At 67.8% G+C, this 18,307-nt stretch carries 17 protein-coding genes; 6 read left to right on the forward strand and 11 right to left on the reverse strand.

The window, feature by feature from the left end:
• Positions 1-122: 122 nt before the first annotated feature.
• Entirely contained in the window at positions 123-848 is a 726-nt protein-coding gene (locus PA01_09840) for a YebC/PmpR family DNA-binding transcriptional regulator (GenBank protein KON81850.1), read from the reverse strand.
• Between the two features lie 315 nt (positions 849-1,163).
• Between PA01_09840 and PA01_09845 the strand changes: the two genes are divergently transcribed.
• Positions 1,164-1,781, forward strand: a complete 618-nt coding sequence (locus PA01_09845) for a hypothetical protein (GenBank protein KON81851.1) — start codon at positions 1,164-1,166, stop codon at positions 1,779-1,781.
• Between the two features lie 83 nt (positions 1,782-1,864).
• On the opposite strand, the gene PA01_09850 is transcribed toward PA01_09845, so the two are convergent.
• Complete coding sequence (locus PA01_09850; GenBank protein ID KON81852.2) at positions 1,865-2,155, reverse strand: helix-hairpin-helix domain-containing protein; 291 nt, start codon at positions 2,153-2,155, stop codon at positions 1,865-1,867.
• A gap of 299 nt (positions 2,156-2,454) precedes the next feature.
• Positions 2,455-3,981, reverse strand: a complete 1,527-nt coding sequence (locus PA01_09855) for a DEAD/DEAH box helicase (GenBank protein ID KON81853.1) — start codon at positions 3,979-3,981, stop codon at positions 2,455-2,457.
• 273 nt (positions 3,982-4,254) lie between these two features.
• Here PA01_09855 and PA01_09860 point away from each other — a divergent pair, with 273 nt between their 5' ends.
• The gene (locus PA01_09860) at positions 4,255-5,397 is read left to right on the forward strand and encodes a M48 family metallopeptidase (protein ID KON81854.1); all 1,143 of its coding nucleotides are present in this window, start codon (positions 4,255-4,257) and stop codon (positions 5,395-5,397) included.
• A gap of 10 nt (positions 5,398-5,407) precedes the next feature.
• Here the strand turns inward: PA01_09860 and PA01_09865 are convergent, their stop codons facing one another.
• Positions 5,408-6,301: a cobalamin-binding protein gene (locus tag PA01_09865; protein ID KON81855.1), complete on the reverse strand. Its 894-nt coding sequence runs from the start codon at positions 6,299-6,301 to the stop codon at positions 5,408-5,410.
• A 108-nt stretch (positions 6,302-6,409) separates the two neighbouring features.
• Here PA01_09865 and PA01_09870 point away from each other — a divergent pair, with 108 nt between their 5' ends.
• Both PA01_09870 and PA01_09875 read left to right on the forward strand, forming a co-directional pair.
• Positions 6,410-7,879: a cobyric acid synthase gene (locus PA01_09870; GenBank protein ID KON81856.1), complete on the forward strand. Its 1,470-nt coding sequence runs from the start codon at positions 6,410-6,412 to the stop codon at positions 7,877-7,879.
• A 164-nt stretch (positions 7,880-8,043) separates the two neighbouring features.
• Entirely contained in the window at positions 8,044-9,456 is a 1,413-nt protein-coding gene (locus tag PA01_09875) for a TrkH family potassium uptake protein (protein ID KON82433.2), read from the forward strand.
• A gap of 9 nt (positions 9,457-9,465) precedes the next feature.
• Here the strand turns inward: PA01_09875 and PA01_09880 are convergent, their stop codons facing one another.
• The 3 genes from PA01_09880 to PA01_09890 are packed head-to-tail and all read right to left on the reverse strand — an operon-like array spanning position 9,466 to position 12,539.
• Positions 9,466-10,167: a response regulator gene (locus PA01_09880; GenBank protein ID KON81857.1), complete on the reverse strand. Its 702-nt coding sequence runs from the start codon at positions 10,165-10,167 to the stop codon at positions 9,466-9,468.
• The gene (locus PA01_09885) at positions 10,164-11,696 is read right to left on the reverse strand and encodes a DUF4118 domain-containing protein (GenBank protein KAI5913095.1); all 1,533 of its coding nucleotides are present in this window, start codon (positions 11,694-11,696) and stop codon (positions 10,164-10,166) included. Before PA01_09885 ends, PA01_09880 begins: the two co-directional genes overlap by 4 nt.
• 60 nt (positions 11,697-11,756) lie before the next feature.
• Positions 11,757-12,539 (reverse strand): enoyl-CoA hydratase-related protein, encoded by a 783-nt coding sequence (locus tag PA01_09890; protein KON81858.1) that lies wholly within the window; start codon positions 12,537-12,539, stop codon positions 11,757-11,759.
• Between the two features lie 240 nt (positions 12,540-12,779).
• On the opposite strand from PA01_09890, the gene PA01_09895 reads away from it, so the two are divergent.
• Positions 12,780-13,088 carry a DUF485 domain-containing protein gene (locus PA01_09895; GenBank protein ID KON81859.1) on the forward strand — a complete coding sequence of 103 codons (309 nt, stop codon included), beginning with the start codon at positions 12,780-12,782 and terminating at the stop codon, positions 13,086-13,088.
• Complete coding sequence (locus tag PA01_09900) at positions 13,085-14,764, forward strand: cation acetate symporter (protein KON81860.1); 1,680 nt, start codon at positions 13,085-13,087, stop codon at positions 14,762-14,764. The genes PA01_09895 and PA01_09900 overlap by 4 nt, the downstream gene beginning before the upstream one ends.
• A gap of 100 nt (positions 14,765-14,864) precedes the next feature.
• Here the strand turns inward: PA01_09900 and PA01_09905 are convergent, their stop codons facing one another.
• From PA01_09905 to PA01_09920, 4 genes are read right to left on the reverse strand one after another with little or no spacing between them, the layout of a single operon-like run.
• A complete protein-coding gene (locus PA01_09905) occupies positions 14,865-15,173 on the reverse strand; it encodes a LytR C-terminal domain-containing protein (GenBank protein KON81861.2) in 309 nt (102 codons plus the stop codon).
• Positions 15,137-16,240, reverse strand: a complete 1,104-nt coding sequence (locus PA01_18795) for a tetratricopeptide repeat protein (GenBank protein ID KAI5913096.1) — start codon at positions 16,238-16,240, stop codon at positions 15,137-15,139. Before PA01_18795 ends, PA01_09905 begins: the two co-directional genes overlap by 37 nt.
• Positions 16,241-16,256: 16 nt before the next feature.
• Positions 16,257-17,204, reverse strand: coding sequence for a type II secretion system F family protein (locus PA01_09915; GenBank protein KON81862.1), 948 nt, complete (start codon positions 17,202-17,204; stop codon positions 16,257-16,259).
• A 16-nt stretch (positions 17,205-17,220) separates the two neighbouring features.
• Entirely contained in the window at positions 17,221-18,195 is a 975-nt protein-coding gene (locus PA01_09920) for a type II secretion system F family protein (protein KON81863.1), read from the reverse strand.
• Positions 18,196-18,307: the final 112 nt, after the last annotated feature.

The following is an 18,307-nucleotide window of genomic DNA, read 5'->3' on the forward strand; positions in this document are numbered from 1 at the left end:
GCGGCTCGCGCGGAATGGAAAATGGCGGAACCACGCAATCTTACCGTTCATCAATTTGTTTGAGTTCAAACATTGACGAAAAAAACCGCCCGGTGGGCGGTTCGTTGCGGGGGTGCGGCGCCTTATTCGTCGATCACGGCCGACGTATATACGTCCTGGACGTCGTCGAGCGATTCGAGCGCATCGAGCAGCTTCTGCATCCGCTCGGCATCGCCGCCGGAGAGTTCGGTCTCGTTCTGCGGCTTCATCGTGACTTCGCCGAACTCGGCCCTGAAGCCGGCCTTCTCGAGCGCATCCTTGACGTTCGTGTACTCGTACGGCGCCGTGAGGACTTCGATCGAGCCGTCGTCGTTCGTCACGACGTCTTCGGCCCCGGCCTCGAGCGCGGCTTCCATCAGCGCGTCCTCGCTCGTGCCCGGGGCGAACATCAGCTGGCCGCAGTGCTTGAACTGGAACGCGACGCAGCCGTCGGTGCCCATGTTGCCGCCGTATTTCGAGAACGCGTGGCGCACGTCGGCGACGGTGCGCGTTTTGTTGTCAGTGAGGCAATCGACCATCACGGCCGCGCCGCCGATGCCGTAACCCTCGTAACGGGCTTCCTCGTAGCTGACGCCGTCGAGTTCCCCGGTGCCGCGTTTGATCGCGCGGTCGATGTTCTCGCCGGGCATGTTCTCGGCCTTCGCCTTGTCCACCGCCAGGCGCAGGCGCGGATTGAAGTTCGGATCGCCGCCGCCCATGCGCGCGGCGACGGTGATCTCCTTGATCAGCTTGGTGAATACCTTGCCCCGCTTGGCGTCCTGACGACCCTTGCGGTGCTGGATGTTGGCCCACTTGGAATGACCCGCCATAAAATCCCCGATACTGCCGATTGCGATTGAAAATGGCGGCCATTATACAGGCGCGCGCCGGCCGTGCCCCGGCAGCGCTCGTTCGCGAGGTCTGGTAGAGTGGCGCCGCGCGGTCGGCGCGCTCGCTCCCGATAACCGGTTTGCATTGTCGGCCGGTGCTGCACGGATTTCGACGGAAGCTGCAGCACCGGGCGGGGGCGGGGGTTTTTTGCGCCGCCCGCGCGACGCTCGGCTCTCTTGCTCATGAATGCCATATCCGCTCCGTGATCTGCGGATTTCACGGGGCTTCGAAAACCGACGCCCGAGGAAATTGAAGTGACGGCCAGTTCTTCCCTTGCGCTGCCCTTTGTGCCGCGTCGGGTTTTTTTGTTCAGCGGCCACCGCATCGACGCGCCCGACCGGCGTACGCCACGTTTCCCGGCCGCCCGGGAAGCTGTCGCGGCACGCGGCATCGCAGAGGCCCTCGACGCATGGGAAGCCGGCGCCGGCGATCTGGCGCTCGCGCAGGGCGCGAGCGGCGGCGACATCCTGTTTCTGGAAGCGTGCCGCGCCCGCGGCGTGCACCTGCAGATGCTGCTGCCGTTCGACGAAGCGCAGTTCATCGAATGCAAGATCCTGCCGTCGCTCGACGGCGAACGCTGGCGGGAGCGCTACCTTGCGTTGAAAGGTAGCCTCGCGTCGCCGCCGCTGGTCATGCCGGCGCGGCCGATCACGCTTGCGCACCTCGCGGTTCCCGAAAACGCCGCCCCCTGCGAGCGCTGCAATCTGTGGTCGCTCGACATCGCCCTCCGCTGGGGCGCGGACAGGCTGCGCTTCCTGTGCCTGTGGAACGGCGGCGGGGCGGACGGCGCCGGCGGCACTGCGCACCTGTACCGTGAAACCCGGCGCCGCGGCGCGCAAGTGGTGTGGCTCGACACGCGCTCGTTGTGGTGAGCGCGGCGCGTTTCGGCAACGCGCGCCCGCTGCGCCGCTGAACGGCCGGCGGCGTCGGAAGCCGCCGGTCGAATGCGGGAAAACTATTTCGACTTCGCGACCTGCTTTTTCGCGCCGCTTACGGTGAGCTGCTCGCGCAGCTGGGCGACCGATTTATCCCCGATTCCGGGCACTTTCGTCAGATCGTCGACGCTCGCGAAAGCACCGTTCACCTTGCGGTATTCGACGATCGCCTTGGCTTTCGCCGGCCCGATTCCCTTGACCGTTTCGAGTGCGGCGGCGTCCGCGGTATTGACGTCGACCGGCCCCTCAGCGAGCGCCGCAAGTGGCGACAGGGCGAGGGCGAAGAGCAGCGAACGAAGCAGTTTGTTCACGTGAGTACCTCCAGGCGGGTTCATGCCATATGGCAAATGCAATTTACGAGCCGCCACGGAAGATGTCAATGGTATTTAATCTGGGTCGCAAGGCTTGCGGCAGCAGCGACTTTGCTGCACCGAGCAGCGGGTGCGGCACGCGGCCTGCGTGTCTCGAGGATTTTCGGCACCGTCATCGAGTCGCGCTCGGCGCGCTCGACCGGCTGCGAATGGACAAAGACCACCTGCTTCGGTGGTCTTTGTCAAAAGCTCGTCGGCACGCAGCGAGGCTGAGCCCCGTGCGCTGCCCAGCGCGGCGTTCAGCGGTTGCGATCGTCCGTCTTGGCGTTGAAGAGGGCCGGACGCGGTTGCGCGCGACGGGTGCCGTCGGGTCGCGGCGCCGGCCGTGCGCTGTCGCTGCGCGGCGTGCCGTTCGGCCCGGCGTTACGCGGTGCCCGGTTGCCGTCTGCGTCGGGACGTGCGCGCTTGGCTTCGATTTCGCTGCGCGGAGCGCGATTGCCGAAATTGTCGGCGTCGCGTGATCGGGCGGGAGCCCGGGCCGGCGACGTCGGCGCCGCCTGCCGGCCGGCGGGGCGGTCGGTGCGGGCCTGGCGCGGCGCGTTCGCGTTGTTGTGGCGCGACGGCTGACGCGGCTGGGGCCGCGGAGGCCGGGCGTCGCTCTCGTTCGGGTCGACCGGCGCGATCGCGAAAGCCGGCAGCGCTTCGCGGTCGATCGTGCGCTTGATCAGCCGCTCGATGGCCGTCAGGTGCTGGCGCTCTTCCGAGTCGACGAAGGACACTGCGGCGCCGCTCGAACCTGCGCGGCCGGTGCGGCCGATGCGGTGGACGTAGTCTTCGGGAACGTTCGGCAGTTCGAAGTTCACGACGTGCGGCAACTGGTCGATGTCGAGTCCGCGCGCGGCGATGTCGGTCGCGACCAGCACCGGCAGCGAGCCGTCCTTGAACTCGGCCAGCGCGCGCGTGCGCGCCGACTGGCTCTTGTTGCCGTGGATCGCCGCCGACGGGATGCCGTGCTTGGCGAGGTATTCGGCGAGCTTGTTGGCGCCGTGCTTGGTGCGGGTGAACACCAGCACCTGATGCCAGTCGTTTTCCTTGACCAGATGCACGAGCAGGTCGCGCTTCTGCTTCTGCGCGACCGAATAGACCGACTGCTCCACGAGTTCGGACGCAGTGTTGCGTCGCGCGACTTCGACGCAGCCCGGATTGTGCAGCAGGCCGTTCGCGAGGCTGCGGATCTCGTCCGAGAAAGTCGCCGAGAACAGCAGGTTCTGGCGCTGCTTCGGCAGCAGCGCGAGGATCTTGCGGATGTCGCGGATGAAGCCCATGTCGAGCATGCGGTCGGCTTCGTCGAGGATCAGGATCTCGACGCCCGACAGGTCGAGCGTCTTCTGGCCGACGTGGTCGAGCAGCCGGCCCGGAGTCGCGACGAGGATGTCGACGCGTTTTTTCAGCGCCTGGATCTGCGGGTTGATGCCGACGCCACCGAACATCACCATCGATGTCATCGGCAGGTGCTTGCCGTAGGTCTGCACCGACTCTTCGACCTGCGCCGCGAGTTCGCGCGTCGGCGTCAGGATCAGGCAGCGCGGGCGGCCGGCTTTCGGGTTCGCCGCCGGCGCGGCGGACAGGCGGTGCAGCACCGGCAGCGTGAAACCGGCAGTCTTGCCGGTGCCGGTCTGCGCGGCGGCGAGCAGGTCGCCGCCGGCGAGCACCAGCGGGATCGCCTGGGCCTGGATCGGCGTCGGCGTCGTGTAGCCGGATTCGGAAATTGCGCGCAGCAGCGGTTCGGCCAGTCCGAGACCGGCAAAGTTTGCTTCTGATGTCATCGAGAAAATTGCTCCAGCGACGGCCTGTCGCTCAAGCTGAGTGACACCAATCGAGGCGGGCGGGGAAATGAGACCGGAAAAGGTCGTTGGGGACGAGCGTCGCCGATTGGCTGGGCGCACGCAAGAGATGGATTGTACGGGCTTTTGCGGCAGTGCAGAGGAATTCTTGCGCAAAGTGTGGGCGACGCGCCACGCTACTCCTTACGGACAATGTTTCGGCAGCCGATTGGCGGTTATAGTCCTCGTTCTGTCCATGGCTACAGGTGCCGCTCAATGCAAGCTTCCTGTCCGCGTTTGTCACGCCTTCGGTCGCGTCTCGCGCGGCGACTCGGCCTGAAAGCGCTGGCCGGCCTGGTGCTGGTCGCCTGCATGATTCTCGCGTTCGGCGCGATCGCCGGCCGTGTCGCGTTCGCGACGTGGAGTTTTCTCGTCGAAGGCAAAGTCGCGGTGGCAACGACTTCCGCGGCCGCGTCGATGCTCGCGTTCGCGCTCGCGTGGCGCGGCCTCGGGTGGTTGCTCGCGCCGGCGGCCTGCCCCGCCGGTGTTCGCCTGCCGCGCGACGCGGCCCGCTCCCTCCATGCGATGATCGACCAGATGAGCCAGCGCTTCGGCGGGATTCCCGTCGACGCGGTGTGGATCGGGGGCGACATGAACGCGGCGATCCTGCAACGGCCGCGCTGGGGCTGGATCGGCCCGATCGAGACGCATCTGATCATCGGTCTGCCGCTTGCCCACAGCGTGTCGCGGCGGCAGTTCTGCGCGATCCTCGCTCACGAATTCGCCCATCTGGCGTGCCAGCGGCAGCGGCTCGACGCGTGGTGGGGGCACTTGCGCGCGTGGTGGTTTCGCGTGCTGGACCGCTGCATCGACGGCATTCCGCTGCTCGGGCGCGGCTTCGAATGGGGGTTCGCGGGCGATCTGCGCGAGGCGCTGCGCCTCGCGCGCCTCGAAGAGTTCGAAGCCGATGCGGTCGCCGCGCGCGTCGTCGGCGCGCAACTGGTCGGCGAAGCGCTCGTCGAAGTCGCGCTGAAAGAGCGTTTTCTCAGCGAGGATTACTGGCGCAAAGTCATGGCGCAGAGCCGGCTGCAGCCGGAACCGTCGATCCGCCCGTACCGCGACATGGGGCTGGGGATGATGGCGGGTTTCAGGCGGCCGATGCCGGGACTGCTCGATCTGCGGCGCTGGATGGCGGGCGACGAAGAGCAGGCGCAAGGCGCCAATTTTCACCCGACGGTCGCCGAGCGCTTGCGGGCGCTGCGCGTGCGCCCGGCGGTGTCGCACGGCGCGCGCAAGTCGGTCGCGGACGCCTGCCTCGCGCCGCTGCTGCCGACGCTGGCATGGGTCTTCGATCGCGCGTGGTGGGAGGACTCGCGCCTCGCGTGGCGGGGCTGTTACCAGCTGTCGCACCCGCGCTGAAGGGCGATCGTCAGCGCACGCCGCGTTTCGCGCGCGCCGCGTCGAGAAATTCGCACAGCTGCGCGGCGCCGTCGAGAATCCGCGGCGTGTGGCGCTGGATGAGTTCGGGCGGCACGAAATAGAGATTCCCGGCGCGGCTCGCCGCGAGCCCCGGCCAGCGTTTCCACCGATCGAGCCATTCCGGGCGCGCGTCGCCCATGCCGCTGGCGACGATCACTTCCGGATCGGCCGCGAGCACGCTTTCGACGCCGATCGCCGGCGCAAGCTGCGCCAGCGCGCCGAACACGTTCCTGCCGCCGCACAAGCGTATGACGTCCGAAATCAGGTGCTCGTCGTTGATCGTCATCAGCGGATCGTCCCAGATCTGGTAGAACAGCGGCACCGCTGGCAGCTTGCCGTAACGCCGTGCGAGCGCCGTCCTGCGCGCGCGAAACGACTCGGCCGCGGCGTGGCCGGCCGGTTCGCTGCCGGCGAGGCGGCCGAACGTCTCGAGGCTGTGCGCGACGTCGTCGAGACTGCGCGGTTCGTTGAGGAACACCGGGATCCCGAGCGCGGCGAGCTTGTCGAGATGCGCGTTGCGATTGCCGCTGCGCCACGCGATGACGAGGTCCGGCCGCAATGCCGCGACCGCCTCCATATCGACGTTGCTGTAGCCGCCGACGCGCGGCAGCGCCTTAGCCGCCTCCGGGAAGTCGCTGTACTCGACGGCGCCGACGATTCGCGCTCCCGCGCCCGCGGCGAACAGCAACTCGGTGACGTGCGGCGCGAGGCTGACGATGCGACGTGCCGGCTGCGCGAGCTGCACGCGGCGTCCGGTGTCGTCCTCGACGACGAGTTCCGCGCGCAGCGGAGCGGCGAGCAGGAGGCAAAGGCAGAGGGTCGCGGCGATACGAAGCGGGGTCATCGGAGGTACCGTGAAGCCGGCGCCAGGCCCGATCAGCCTGGAAATCGTCGGCGAAGCTTATCTAATCGGCGATAATCCGCCGCTTTCAACGAAGCGGGATTTTACGCGATGCCACATGCCGTTGCGCTGATGGTTCAGGGAACGACGTCGGACGCCGGGAAAAGCACGCTCGTCGCCGGCCTCGCCCGGGTGCTGTTTCGCCGCGGCGTGCGCATCGCGCCGTTCAAGCCGCAGAACATGGCGTTGAATTCCGCCGTGACCGTCGACGGCGGCGAGATCGGCCGTGCGCAGGCACTGCAGGCGCTCGCCGCAGGGCTCGCGCCGCACAGCGATTTCAATCCGGTGCTGCTGAAGCCGTCGACCGACGTCGGCGCGCAAGTCATCATCCACGGCCGCGTCGCGCTGAGCCTGTCGGCGCGCGATTACCATGCGTACAAGCCGACCGCGATGGCGGCGGTGATGGCGTCGTGGGATCGCCTCGTCACCGCGTACGAGTGCGTGCTCGTCGAAGGCGCGGGCAGTCCCGCGGAAATCAATCTGCGCGACCGCGACATCGCGAACATGGGGTTCGCCGAAGCCGCCGACGTGCCGGTGATCCTTGTCGCCGACATCGACCGCGGCGGAGTGTTCGCGCATCTGGTCGGCACGCTGGAACTGCTGTCGCCGTCCGAGCAGGCGCGCGTCAAGGGCTTCGTCATCAACCGCTTTCGCGGCGACCTCGCGCTGCTGCAGCCCGGGCTCGACTGGCTCGAAGCGCGCACCGGGCGGCCGGTGCTCGGCGTGCTGCCGTACCTGCACGGGCTGTTCCTCGACGCCGAGGACGGCCTCGCCGATGCCCGCGCCGACAAGGGCGAAGCGCGCGTCACGGTGGTCGCGCCGGTCTATCCGCGCATCTCGAACCACACCGACCTCGACGCGCTGCGCCTGCACCCGCAAGTCGATTTCCGCTGGGTCGGCCCCGGCCAGGCGCTGCCGGCGGCGGACCTGATCGTGCTGCCCGGTTCGAAGAGCGTGCAGGCGGACCTCGCGTGGCTGCGCGCGCAGGGCTGGGACGCCGCGATCCTGCGGCACCTGCGCTACGGCGGCAAGCTCGCCGGCATCTGCGGCGGCTTCCAGATGCTCGGTCGGTGGCTGCACGATCCGCTCGGCCTCGAAGGCGGCGCCGGCAGCACCGCCGGGCTGGGCCTGCTCGACATGGAAACGACGCTCGCCGCCGAAAAGCGCCTCGAGAACGTGTGCGCGACGCTGAACCTTCCCGGCTCGCCCGCAGCGGCAGGCTACGAGATCCACATGGGGGTGAGCCGCGGCGCGGCGCTCGAGCGGCCGGCGCTGCAGTTCGGGCCTGGACGCGGCGACGGCGCGCTGTCGGCGGACGGCCAGATCCTCGGCACGTATCTCCACGGGCTCTTCGACACGCCCGGCGCGCTGTCGGCGCTGCTCGCGTGGGCGGGCGCCGGGGACGTCGAAAGCGTCGATCTCGCCGCGCGGCGCGAAGCCGACCTCGACCGGCTGGCCGACGCGATCGAGCGCCACCTCGACCTCGGCCGGCTGTTTCCGGAGGCATGGGTCGGGAGGTAACGCCTCCCGCAATCTTTACGACTTCTTTACCCGGCCGCGCCTACGATGCGGCCGCTATGGACCTCTACCACCGCGTGGCGCGCGGGCGCAGGCTTCTGGCCGGCGCGCGCCTTGCGCCCGGCGCGCTGCGCACCTATGTCCTGAACACCCTCGGCGTGGTCGTGATGATCTTCGGCCTGCTGATGGGCTTTCCGCTCGCGGTGTCGTGGTTGCTGGACGACACCGCGACAGTGGCTTACGACGAGGCGATCCTGATCACGTTCGGCGCCGGCCTCGTGCTATGGGCGACGACGCGCGGAACGCGGCGCGACTTGCGCCCGCGCGACGGCTTCCTGCTGGTCGCGGCCACCTGGGCCGTGATGCCGGTATTCGGCAGCCTGCCGCTGATCTTCTACCTGCCCGAACTCTCGTTCACCGACGCCTATTTCGAAGCCGCGTCCGGGTTGTCGACGACGGGCGCGACGGTGCTCACCGGGCTCGACAAGCTGCCGATTTCGATCAACCTGTGGCGGACTTTCCTGCACTGGGTCGGCGGCATGGGCGTGATCGTGCTGATGGTTGCGATCCTGCCGCTGCTCGGCATCGGCGGCCGCGAGGTGTTCAAGGCGGAGGCGCCGGGGCCGATGAAGGAATCGAGCCTGACGCCGCGCATTGCCGAGACCGCGAAAGGCCTATGGACCGTGTATACGCTGATCACCGTCGCATGTGGGCTCAGCCTGTGGGCAGCCGGCATGGCGCCGTGGGAGTCCCTGATCCACGCGTTTTCGATCGTCGGTCTGGGCGGGTTTTCGAGCAAGGACGCGTCGCTCGGCCACTTCGACAGCGTGCCGATCGAGCTCGTCACGATCGCTTTCGCGCTGCTCGCCGCCTGCAACTACGGCACGCATTATCTTGCGCTGGCGCGCCGAAGCTTCGGCCCCTACGCCGAGGATCCGGAGATCCGCTGGTTTTTCGCTGTACAGATCATCGCGATCCTGTTCCTGACTGCGTACCTGACGTACTTCGGCGCGCACGAAGACCTGTGGGCGACGCTGCGCTACGTCGCGTTCCATGTCGTCTCGATATCGACCTCGCTCGGCCTCGCGAGCTACGATTACACGCTGTGGCCGATGTTCGCGCAGCTGCTGATCCTCTTTCTCGGCAGTTTCGCCCCGTGCTCGGGCTCGACCGGCGGCGGCATCAAGATGATCCGCGCGATCATTCTGTACCAGCAGGTTTTCCGCGAAGTCGTGCGCTCGCTGCATCCGGCCGCGGTAAGGCCGGTGCGCATCGGCAACGCGCTGGTGTCGGATCAGGTGTTGCATGCCGTGCTCGGTTTCAGCTTCATGTACATGGTCAGCATCGTGGCGCTGACGCTGGTGCTGTCGGCGGCCGGGCTCGAGATCATCACCGCGTTCTCCGCCGTCGTCGCCTGCATCAACAACACCGGCCCGGGGCTCGGTGCGGTCGGCCCGGCGTCGAATTACCAGGCGCTCACCGACGCCCAGACGTGGGTGCTGTCGTTCACGATGATTCTCGGCCGCCTGGAAATCTTCACGCTGCTCGTCGTGCTGACGCCGACGTTCTGGCGCCGCTGAAGGGCGCGCCTACAGCGCCAGCCGGTAGCCGACGCCCGGCACGGTGAGGATGTGCGACGGGAAAGCCGGGTTCGGTTCGAGCTTGCGGCGCAGACCGGCCATGTACACGCGCAGGTAATGCGTGTGTTCGACGTGGGCCGGACCCCAGATCTGCGCGAGCAGCTGGCGGTGCGTCAGCACGCGGCCGGCGTTCGCGATCAGATGACCGAGCAGCTTGTATTCGATCGGGGTCAGATGGACCGGCTCGCCGGCCCGGGTCACGGTGCGCCGCGTCGGGTCGACGACGATGTCGCCGAAGCTCACGACGGCCGGCCCGTCCGACTGCGGCCGCAGCGCGCGGCGCAGCAGCGCGCGCACGCGGGCAAGCAGCTCGGCGACGCCAAAAGGCTTGGTCAGGTAATCGTCGGCGCCGGCATCGAGTGCCGCGACCTTGTCGGCTTCGTCGTCGCGCGCGGACAGCACGAGGACCGGCACGGCTGACCAGGCGCGCAGCTGCGCGATCAGTTCGCCGCCGTCGCCGTCGGGCAGGCCGAGATCGACGATCAGCAGGTCCGCCTTGCGCGAACCTGCTTCGATCAGGCCGCGTGCCGCAGTCGCGGCTTCGACGACCTGACAGTGCTCGGATTCGAGCGCGGCGCGCAAGAAGCGCCGGATGTGGGGTTCGTCCTCGATGATGACGACAACCGGAGCAGGGCTGCGCGGCGCGCTCATGAGTCGGCCTGCGGCAACGCCGGCGGCTCGCCGCGCGGGAGTTCGACGACGAAGCGCGCGCCGCCGGCGGCCGCGTTTTCCGCGCGCACGGTGCCGCCATGGGCGTGGACGATCGCCTCGACGATCGCGAGCCCGAGGCCGATGCCCGGTCTCGCCGATTCGGTCTGGCCGCGGCTGAACTTCGCGAACAGCTCCTGCGCGCGTCCGGGCGGCAGTCCCGGGCCGTCGTCGGCGACGACGATCTCGATTGCTTCGTCGAGCGCTCGTGCGCGGATTTCGATGCAGCCGCCTGCCGGCGTGTACTTCGCGGCATTTTCCAGCAGATTGCAGAACACCCGGTCCATCAGCACCGCGTCGATCTGCACCAGCGGCAGGTCGGCCGGCAGATCGAGCCGCAGGCGGTGACCGGCGAGCTGGCGTGCGCGCGCCTGCAGACTCGCACCGACAACGTCCTCGAGCGGCTGCCATTCACGTTGCAGCCGGACTTTGCCGGACTGCAGCCGCGCCATGTCGAGCAGGTTTCCGACGAGCGCACTGGTGCGCAGTGCTTCTTCGCGAATCCCCTGGGCGAGTTCGGCCTGCGCAGCCGGCAGCGGCGGCCCGGCGAGCGGCAGCGCGTCCGCGAGCCCTGCCAGCGCGGTCAGCGGTGTGCGCAAGTCGTGCGACAAGGCGCCGAGCAGCGAATTGCGCAGCCGCTCGGACGCCATCTCGACCTGCGCTGCCTGCGCCACGGCGATGTAATGGACGCGTTCGAGCGCGATCGCGATCAGCGCGGCGAAAGTCTCGAGCAACGGAAGCTGGCCGGCGGACCACGCGCCTCGTCTGTCGCCGGCTTCGACCGCCATGACGCCGCGCACCTGCATCGGTCCGCGAAGCGGAACCAGCACGATGCCGTCCGATTCGGCAGCAGGGGGATGGGGGCCATGCGGGTCGGCAATCACCCGGCGCGCGCGTTCGACCAGCGCGGCGTCGCACGGCGTGTCGTCGGCCGCCGCGATCCGTCCGTCGCCTTGCGGCAGAAGCAGCCTTGCACGGGCCCCGAAGCCGTCGCGCAGATAGCGTGCGGTGATGTCGGCGATCTGCGCCGCGGTCAGCGCGGCCGACAGCTCGCCGCCCATTTCGCAAAGGGCGTGCGTGTGCCGTTCGCGAAGCTGCGCGGCGTCACGCTGCAGCTTCAGCTTCGCCGCGAGCTCGGCGGTGATCAGCGCCACCGCGAGCAGCACTGCGAAAGTCAGCAGGTACTGCAGATCGCCGACCGCGAACGTGAGATGCGGGGCGACGAAGAAGAAGTCGAACAGCGCGACGGACAGGAATGCAGCGAAAACCGCCGGCCCGCGGCCGAAGCGTGCCGCGGAGAACAGCACCGCGAGCGGGAACAGCATGACGATGTTGACCGGATCGAGATGGTGGCCGAGCGCCGCGCTGCTGAACAGGGCGACCGCACCGACTGCGAAGCCCGCCATTGCATACATCTGCCAATCGGGCCGGAGCCGGGGCGGCGTGAACTTGTTCTGGACGGAATCGGTCATCGGTGGACTTTAACCCGGCTTGCCGCGCTTGCTGCCGGACCCAGCTGACGTCCGGCAGGGTCAGCGGCCGGTGAAGCGCGGCGGGCGCTTGGCGAAGAACGCGTCGAGCCCTTCGCGGTAGTCCGCGGTGTCGAGGAACGCGAACGCGGCGCGCTTCTCGTCCGCGCCGAGCGGCTCGTTCCGCATCAGCCGGTGCACCCATTGCTTGTGCCAGCGCGCGACGAGCGGCGCGCCGGCGGCGATGCGGGCGGCGCTCGCCTGCGCTTCGTCGATGACTTTCTCGTCATCGACGATCCGCGTCAGCAGGCCTTTCTGCAGCGCTTCACGCGCGGTCAGGATGCGGCCTTCGAGCAGGATCTCGAGCAGCACTGCCGGGCCGACGAGGTCGAGCAGCCCGGCCATCTCGCCCGGGTACATCGAGAAGCCGAGGCGGTTGATCGGGGCGCCGAAGCGCGCGGATTCACCGGCGATGCGCAGGTCGCAGCAGCCTGCGATCTCGAGGCCGCCGCCGACGCACGCGCCCTGGATCGCCGCAACGGTCGGAACCGGACTCGCACGGACCGCGTCGAGCGCGGCCGCGACGAGTCCGTCATGGTAGTGCAGCGCGTCCTCGACGGTCGCGCGCACGGTGAGGAATTCCTCGATGTCGCCGCCTGCGGCGAACGCCTTGTCGCCGTCGCCGCGCAGGATCACGCAGCGCAGCCCGTCGTCGGCCGCGATCCGTTCGAACGTTTCGCGCAGCGCGATCCACATCGCCGAGTCGATCGCGTTGAGCTTGCCGGGGTTCGACAAGACGAGGGTCGCGATCCCGTCACCGGACGAAAAAACGATCCGGCCTTTCATGGCGCGTTGCCGTGTGTAGTCTTCAACATGCTGTTTTCGCTTGTATTTTCTGCAATCAAAAATTCTTTTATGCGTTACAAAAAAACTTCCATACCCAACGGTATGGAGTCATTTAGATGATATATCATCCGCCCAGCCACGACTGCGTCAGACGGTCGGGCGGAAAAATGAAGGCGAAGGTGGAGGCAGTCGTGTTTTCGTTGCTTTCTTACTTTGGGAGAGGTGAAAGTGTCCAGTTCCATGTATGCGCATATCAGGCGCAATCCGCGTTTTGCGGAACTCGTTTCGAAGCGCACCCGCTTCGCGACGATCCTGTCGGCGATCGTGCTGACGATCTTCTACGGCTTCGTGCTGCTCGTGGCGTTCGCGCCCGATCTGATCGGCTCGCGCCTGTCCGGCACCAGCAACCTCACGTTCGGCGTCGCCGCCGGTCTGTTCCAGTTCATCTTCTTCTGGGTGCTGACCTTCGTCTACGTGCGCCGCGCGAACGGCGAGTTCGACGACATCAACAATGAAATCGTGCGTGCCGCATGGAAGGACGAAAAATGAGGAAATCATCCTTCCTGTCGCGTCTCGCGGGCGGTCTGCTGCCGCTGGGATTCGCCGCCTCGGCCCTCGCCGGTGACGCGATCGAGGCCACCGAGAAGCAGGGCCTCAATCTCACCGCGATCGGCATGTTCTTCGTCTTCGTGTTGTTGACGCTCGGCATCACCTACTGGGCGGCGAGCCGCACCAAGTCGACCGCCGACTTCTACACCGCCGGCGGCGGCATCACCGGCTGGCAGAACGGGCTGGCGATCGCCGGCGACTACATGTCGGCGGCGACGCTGCTCGGCCTGACCGCGATGATGTACACGCAGGGCGTCGATGCGTACATCTACATGATCGCGTTCTTCGTCGGCTGGCCGATCATCCTGTTCCTGATGGCCGAGCGCCTGCGCAACCTCGGCAAGTTCACGTTCGCCGACATCACGTCGTACCGCCTCGACCAGGGCAAGGTGCGCACGATGGCAGCGGTCAGCTCGCTGACGGTCGTGTGCTTCTACCTCGTCGCGCAGATGGTCGGCGCCGGTCAGCTGATCAAGCTGCTGTTCGGCCTCGACTACGTCTATGCGCTGTTCGTCGTCGGCGCGCTGATGATGGTGTACGTGACGTTCGGCGGCATGGTCGCGACGACCTGGGTGCAGATCATCAAGGCGTGCATGCTGCTGATCGGCGGCACGACGGTGATGCTGCTCGCATTCAGCCAGTTCGGTTTCAGCTTCGATGAGCTGACGACGCGCGCGATGGAAGTGCACAAGCTCGGCGACAAGCTGCTCGCGCCGGGGAGCCTGCTCGCCGATCCGGTCACCGCGATCTCGCTCGGCCTCGGTCTGATGTTCGGTACCGCCGGGCTGCCGCACATCCTGATGCGCTTTTTCACCGTCACCGACGCGAAGGAAGCGCGCAAGTCGGTGCTCTACGCTTCGGGCATCGTCGCGTACTTTTTCAACGTCATCGCGATCATGGGCCTGTGCGCGATGCTGATCGTCGGCACGAACCCGGCGTTCTTCGAAGGCGGCGAGCTCGGCGGCAAAGTCATCGGTGGCGGCAACATGATCGCGATGCACCTCGCGAGCGCCGTCGGCGGCAACCTGCTGCTCGGCTTCCTGTCGGCAGTCGCGTTCGCGACGATCCTCGCGGTCGTCGCCGGTCTCGCGCTCGCCGGCGCGTCGGCGATCTCGCACGACATCTACTCGCGCGTCATCATGAAGGGCAAGGCGTCCGAAACCACCGAGCTGAAAGTGTCGAAGTTCGCGACGATCGGCCTCGGGATCGTCGCCGTGCTGCTCGGCATCGCGTTCGAGAAGATGAACATCGCGTTCATGGTCGCGCTCGCGTTCGGCGTCGCGGCCTCGGCCAACTTCCCGGTGCTGATCCTGTCGATGTACTGGAAGGGCCTGACGACCCGCGGCGCGTTGTGGGGCGGCTACTCCGGCCTCGTCAGCGCGGTGATGTTCGTCGTGCTGTCGAAGTCGGTGTGGGTGGACGTGCTCGGCAATGCGTCGGCGATCTTCCCCTACACGCAGCCGGCGCTGTTCTCGATGCCGATCGCGTTCCTGCTGACGTTCATCGTGTCGAAGCTCGACATGAGCGCGCGGGCGAAGCGCGAGATCGAAGCTTTCGAGGATCAGTACGTGCGTGCTCAGACCGGGGTCGGAGCAGCGACCGCATCGAGCCACTGAGTCCGGTTAAAGAAGATACTGTCGCGCTTCGGCGCGGCAGCACGACCCCCGCCAGGCATCGCTTGGCGGGGGTCGTTTTTTGTGCGCGGCGAAACCCGCGTCACTCGGCGGAAGCGGCAGCAGTCCCCAGCGCTGCAAGCTGTCCGGCGGGATCGCGGGCGAGCCGGGAGCACAGGCCCAATACGGCGCAAGCGTCGCTTCTGGTGAGGTCGTGACCCAGCATCAGCCGCACGTCGACGGCGAGATCGTTCGATGCCGTGGCTCGGATGGCCGGCCGGAACGGCAGCCGGGCGGCGAAAGCGCTCGCCGCATCGCGGTAGCCGTCGCGATATTCGACGAAGGACGCGGCCTGGTCGAACGGGCGGCTGTTCGTCAATCGCGGGCGCGCCATCCCCTGCTGTTCGAGCAATCCGGCGAGCCGCCGAGCGAGGCCTTCGCCGCCATGACCGTTCGAGATCTCGTAGCGCGGCCGCGATGCCGACGGAAGAGGCGCAGGCGCCGCGCCCAGGCTCTCGGCGCGGCTCGGGGCGGCGGTGCGAACGGCAAGCGGCTCGGCGGCCCGGGCGAGGGCAGGGGGCGCGCGGCGGCCGTGATGATCGCGGCCGCCTCGGCGACCGCCGTTTCACGCCTTGTCGGCCCGTTGAGCAGTTCGAAGACGTTTTCAGCGACTTTCACGAGCCTTGCGCGTGGAGTCGTGCTGACCGTAGCTGCGGCAACCGCCTCCGCCTGCGAGCCCGCCGCTGTCGCGGATGCTGGCGCGGCGACTTGCGCCAGCGCGGGGATCGGCGTGGCTGCGGCCGGCAGATCGGCAGCAATCGTGCCGACCGTGACTCGTGAACCTGCTGCAGGGGTCGCGGGCGCGGTCGCGGCCATCGCCGGGATCGGCTGCGCGGCATTCAGGACTGGGTCGGCCGCCGCAAGTGCCCGTGGTGTGGCAGGTGAGGCGCCACTTGCCCGCGCGTCGGCGAACTCCGCTTTGTCCTGCACGCCGAGGCGCCGGTAAACCGTCGCCAGATTGGTCCATGCGCGACGGTTGTTGCCGTCGAGTTCGACGGCCCGGCGCAGCGACGCCGCGGCAGCTTCGTGCCGTCCCGCGAGCAGCAGCGCGTAGCCGAGATTGTTGTACAGGTGACTTGCCGCCGGGGCGAGACTCACCGCCCGTTCGAGCGCCTGCAGACCGTCATCGAAGCGGCCGAGCGCGGCCTGCAGCGAGCCGAGCGCGTTCCACGCCGCAGCGTGCTCCGGGTCGGCGTCGAGGGCTTCACGGTACGCGGCGATCGCTTCTTCATCGGCGCCCCGCCTCTCCTTGTAACGCCCGAGCGCGAAATAACCCGCCGCGTCGTTTGTGGCGCCATGGTGCACGGTTTGCACCGGCGCGATCTTCCACGCGTTTTCCGGCATCGTCGGGCTCGTGCTGCATGCGCCGAGCACGAGCGCGGCGAGCAGCGGGTTCAACGCGAGTACGCGCTTTTTCATCATGTTTCTCCTCGCGTCAGCCGCCGCTGGTTCCCGCCATCGTCGGCAGCAGGATGCGGTACACCTGGATCATCGCCGGCCCGAGCAGCACGAGCATCAGCGACGGGAAGATGAAGAAGATCAGCGGAAACAGCAGCTTCAGCGCGATCTTCGCCGCGGCTTCCTCGGCGCGCTGGCGCCGGCGCGTGCGCAGCATGTCCGAGTGGATGCGCAAGGAGGCGGCGATGCTCGTGCCGAAGCGCTCGGCCTGGATCACCATCGCGACGAAACCTTCGACTTCCTCGACGCCGGTCCGGGCGGCGAGGTTGCGCAGCGCCCGCGCGCGCTCGAGGCCGGCGCGCAGTTCCAGCGTCACGAGATGCAGTTCCTCGGCGAGGGCTTCGCTCTTGTGCTGCATTTCGTCGGCGACGCGCACGAGCGCCGCCTCGACGCCGAGGCCGGCTTCGACGCACACCGTCATCAGGTCGAGCGCGTCGGGGAAAGTCTCGAAAATCTCTCGCTGGCGCACGAAGATCAGCCGGTTCAGGATGAGGTTCGGCACGTAGTAGCCGATCGCCGCGGCGAGCAGCACGACGAGCAGCGTGCCCTGGAACTGCAGCGACGGCGTCGACACCAGCACCGTGAAATACGCGAGCAGCGGCAGCCCGAGCGCGAGGACGGTCTTGACGCCGAAGAACGCGAGCGACGCGGCGGCGTGGCGGATGCCGGCGTGCATGAAGCGCGCGCGCAGCGCCGACATGTCCTCGCTGTCTTCCGGCGTCGACAGCTTCGCGAACGGTTTCGTCAGCTTGACGGTGCGCTCGATCCACGCGTCCGCACCCGGCCCGACGCTCGCCTTGCCGCCGCCGAGCGCCTGCAGCCGGTCGGCGGTCGGCGAGCGCGAGAACAGGCTCAAGACGAAGAACGCGCCTGCCGTCACCGCGACGAACAGCAGCCCGAGAAATCCAATCTGCGTGTAGTCCATGTCTTGTCTCCCGCCGCTACACGCGGATGCGGATGATCTTGCGCATCCACACCACGCCCAGCACCATCATCCCGATGGCGCCGTAGATGAAGTTGATGCCTGCCGGGTCTTCCCACAGCACTTTCATGAAGCCCGGATTGACGATGTTGATCAGCGCCGCGGTCGCGAACGGCAGGCAGCCGAGGATCCACGCCGAGAGCTTCCCTTCGGCCGACAGCGTGCGGATCTCGCCGTACAGCTTCAGCCGCGCGCGCACGATCTTGCTGATGTTGTCGAGCAGCTCCGCGAGGTTGCCGCCCGAGTCGCGCTGGATCAGCACCGCGATGACGAAGTAGCTGAGATCGGTGCTGTCGGTGCGCGACGCGAGGTTCAGCATCGCGGTCTGCTGCGGTACGCCGTAGTTCATCTCGTCGAACAGGATGCGAAACTCGCCGCCGATCGGGTCCTTCATCTCCTCGGCGACCATCTTGATTGCGGTCGGGAACGCATGGCCGGCGCGCAACGCCCGGCCCATCAGGTCGAGCGCTTCCGGCAACTGCAGCTCGAAACGCTGCAGGTGCTGGGTGCGCGCGCGCATCACATACAGCGTCGGCAGCATGCCGAGCACTGCGGCAAACCCGAGGCCGAGGAACAGCGGCCGGTTCAGCAGCAGCGGCAGCGTGAAGCCGAGCGCCGCGAGCGCGACCGTCCAGCCGGCGAACTGCGCGAGCGTCAGCTGCAGGCGCGACTGCACGATCAGCCGGTTGATGCCGTGAAGATGCGGCACGGCCGCGAGCAACCGGTCGCCGGCCGCCGAGCCCGCGGCGTTCTGCTCCTTGTACAGCGACGCCGGCCGCGCGCTGCGCACGCCGCTCGCGACTTCGTCGAGGCGGCGGTTGAGGCGCTTCGCGTCGGCGCTGTGGCTCGACGCCCACCACAGGTAGGCGCCTTCGAGGAACAGCACGACCGCGATGAAGGTCGCGAGGGCGAAGAGCAGCGTCAGGATGTCCATCTCAGGCCTCCTGCTGGGCCGCCCCAAGGGAGGCCTGCGCCCCCTTGGGGGGGTGAGGCAGGGGTTTCGCGGCGCAATGCGCCATGCCTGCCGAACGGGTCGGCTGTGCAAA

The sequence above is a fragment of the Azoarcus sp. PA01 genome (assembly GCA_001274695.2).
In the GTDB taxonomy this organism is placed as follows: domain Bacteria; phylum Pseudomonadota; class Gammaproteobacteria; order Burkholderiales; family Rhodocyclaceae; genus Aromatoleum.

Excerpts from the sequence above, each read along its gene's own strand:
- PA01_09840 (KON81850.1), bottom strand. The coding sequence starts at position 848 with ATGGCGGGTCATTCCAAGTGGGCCAACATCCAGCACCGCAAGGGTCGT.
- PA01_09855 (KON81853.1), bottom strand. The coding sequence starts at position 3,981 with ATGACATCAGAAGCAAACTTTGCCGGTCTCGGACTGGCCGAACCGCTG.
- PA01_09860 (KON81854.1), top strand. The coding sequence starts at position 4,255 with ATGCAAGCTTCCTGTCCGCGTTTGTCACGCCTTCGGTCGCGTCTCGCG.
- PA01_09865 (KON81855.1), bottom strand. The coding sequence starts at position 6,301 with ATGACCCCGCTTCGTATCGCCGCGACCCTCTGCCTTTGCCTCCTGCTC.
- PA01_09870 (KON81856.1), top strand. The coding sequence starts at position 6,410 with ATGCCACATGCCGTTGCGCTGATGGTTCAGGGAACGACGTCGGACGCC.
- PA01_09875 (KON82433.2), top strand. The coding sequence starts at position 8,044 with ATGATCTTCGGCCTGCTGATGGGCTTTCCGCTCGCGGTGTCGTGGTTG.
- PA01_09880 (KON81857.1), bottom strand. The coding sequence starts at position 10,167 with ATGAGCGCGCCGCGCAGCCCTGCTCCGGTTGTCGTCATCATCGAGGAC.
- PA01_09885 (KAI5913095.1), bottom strand. The coding sequence starts at position 11,696 with ATGACCGATTCCGTCCAGAACAAGTTCACGCCGCCCCGGCTCCGGCCC.
- PA01_09890 (KON81858.1), bottom strand. The coding sequence starts at position 12,539 with ATGAAAGGCCGGATCGTTTTTTCGTCCGGTGACGGGATCGCGACCCTC.
- PA01_09895 (KON81859.1), top strand. The coding sequence starts at position 12,780 with ATGTATGCGCATATCAGGCGCAATCCGCGTTTTGCGGAACTCGTTTCG.
- PA01_09900 (KON81860.1), top strand. The coding sequence starts at position 13,085 with ATGAGGAAATCATCCTTCCTGTCGCGTCTCGCGGGCGGTCTGCTGCCG.
- PA01_18795 (KAI5913096.1), bottom strand. The coding sequence starts at position 16,240 with ATGAAAAAGCGCGTACTCGCGTTGAACCCGCTGCTCGCCGCGCTCGTG.
- PA01_09915 (KON81862.1), bottom strand. The coding sequence starts at position 17,204 with ATGGACTACACGCAGATTGGATTTCTCGGGCTGCTGTTCGTCGCGGTG.
- PA01_09920 (KON81863.1), bottom strand. The coding sequence starts at position 18,195 with ATGGACATCCTGACGCTGCTCTTCGCCCTCGCGACCTTCATCGCGGTC.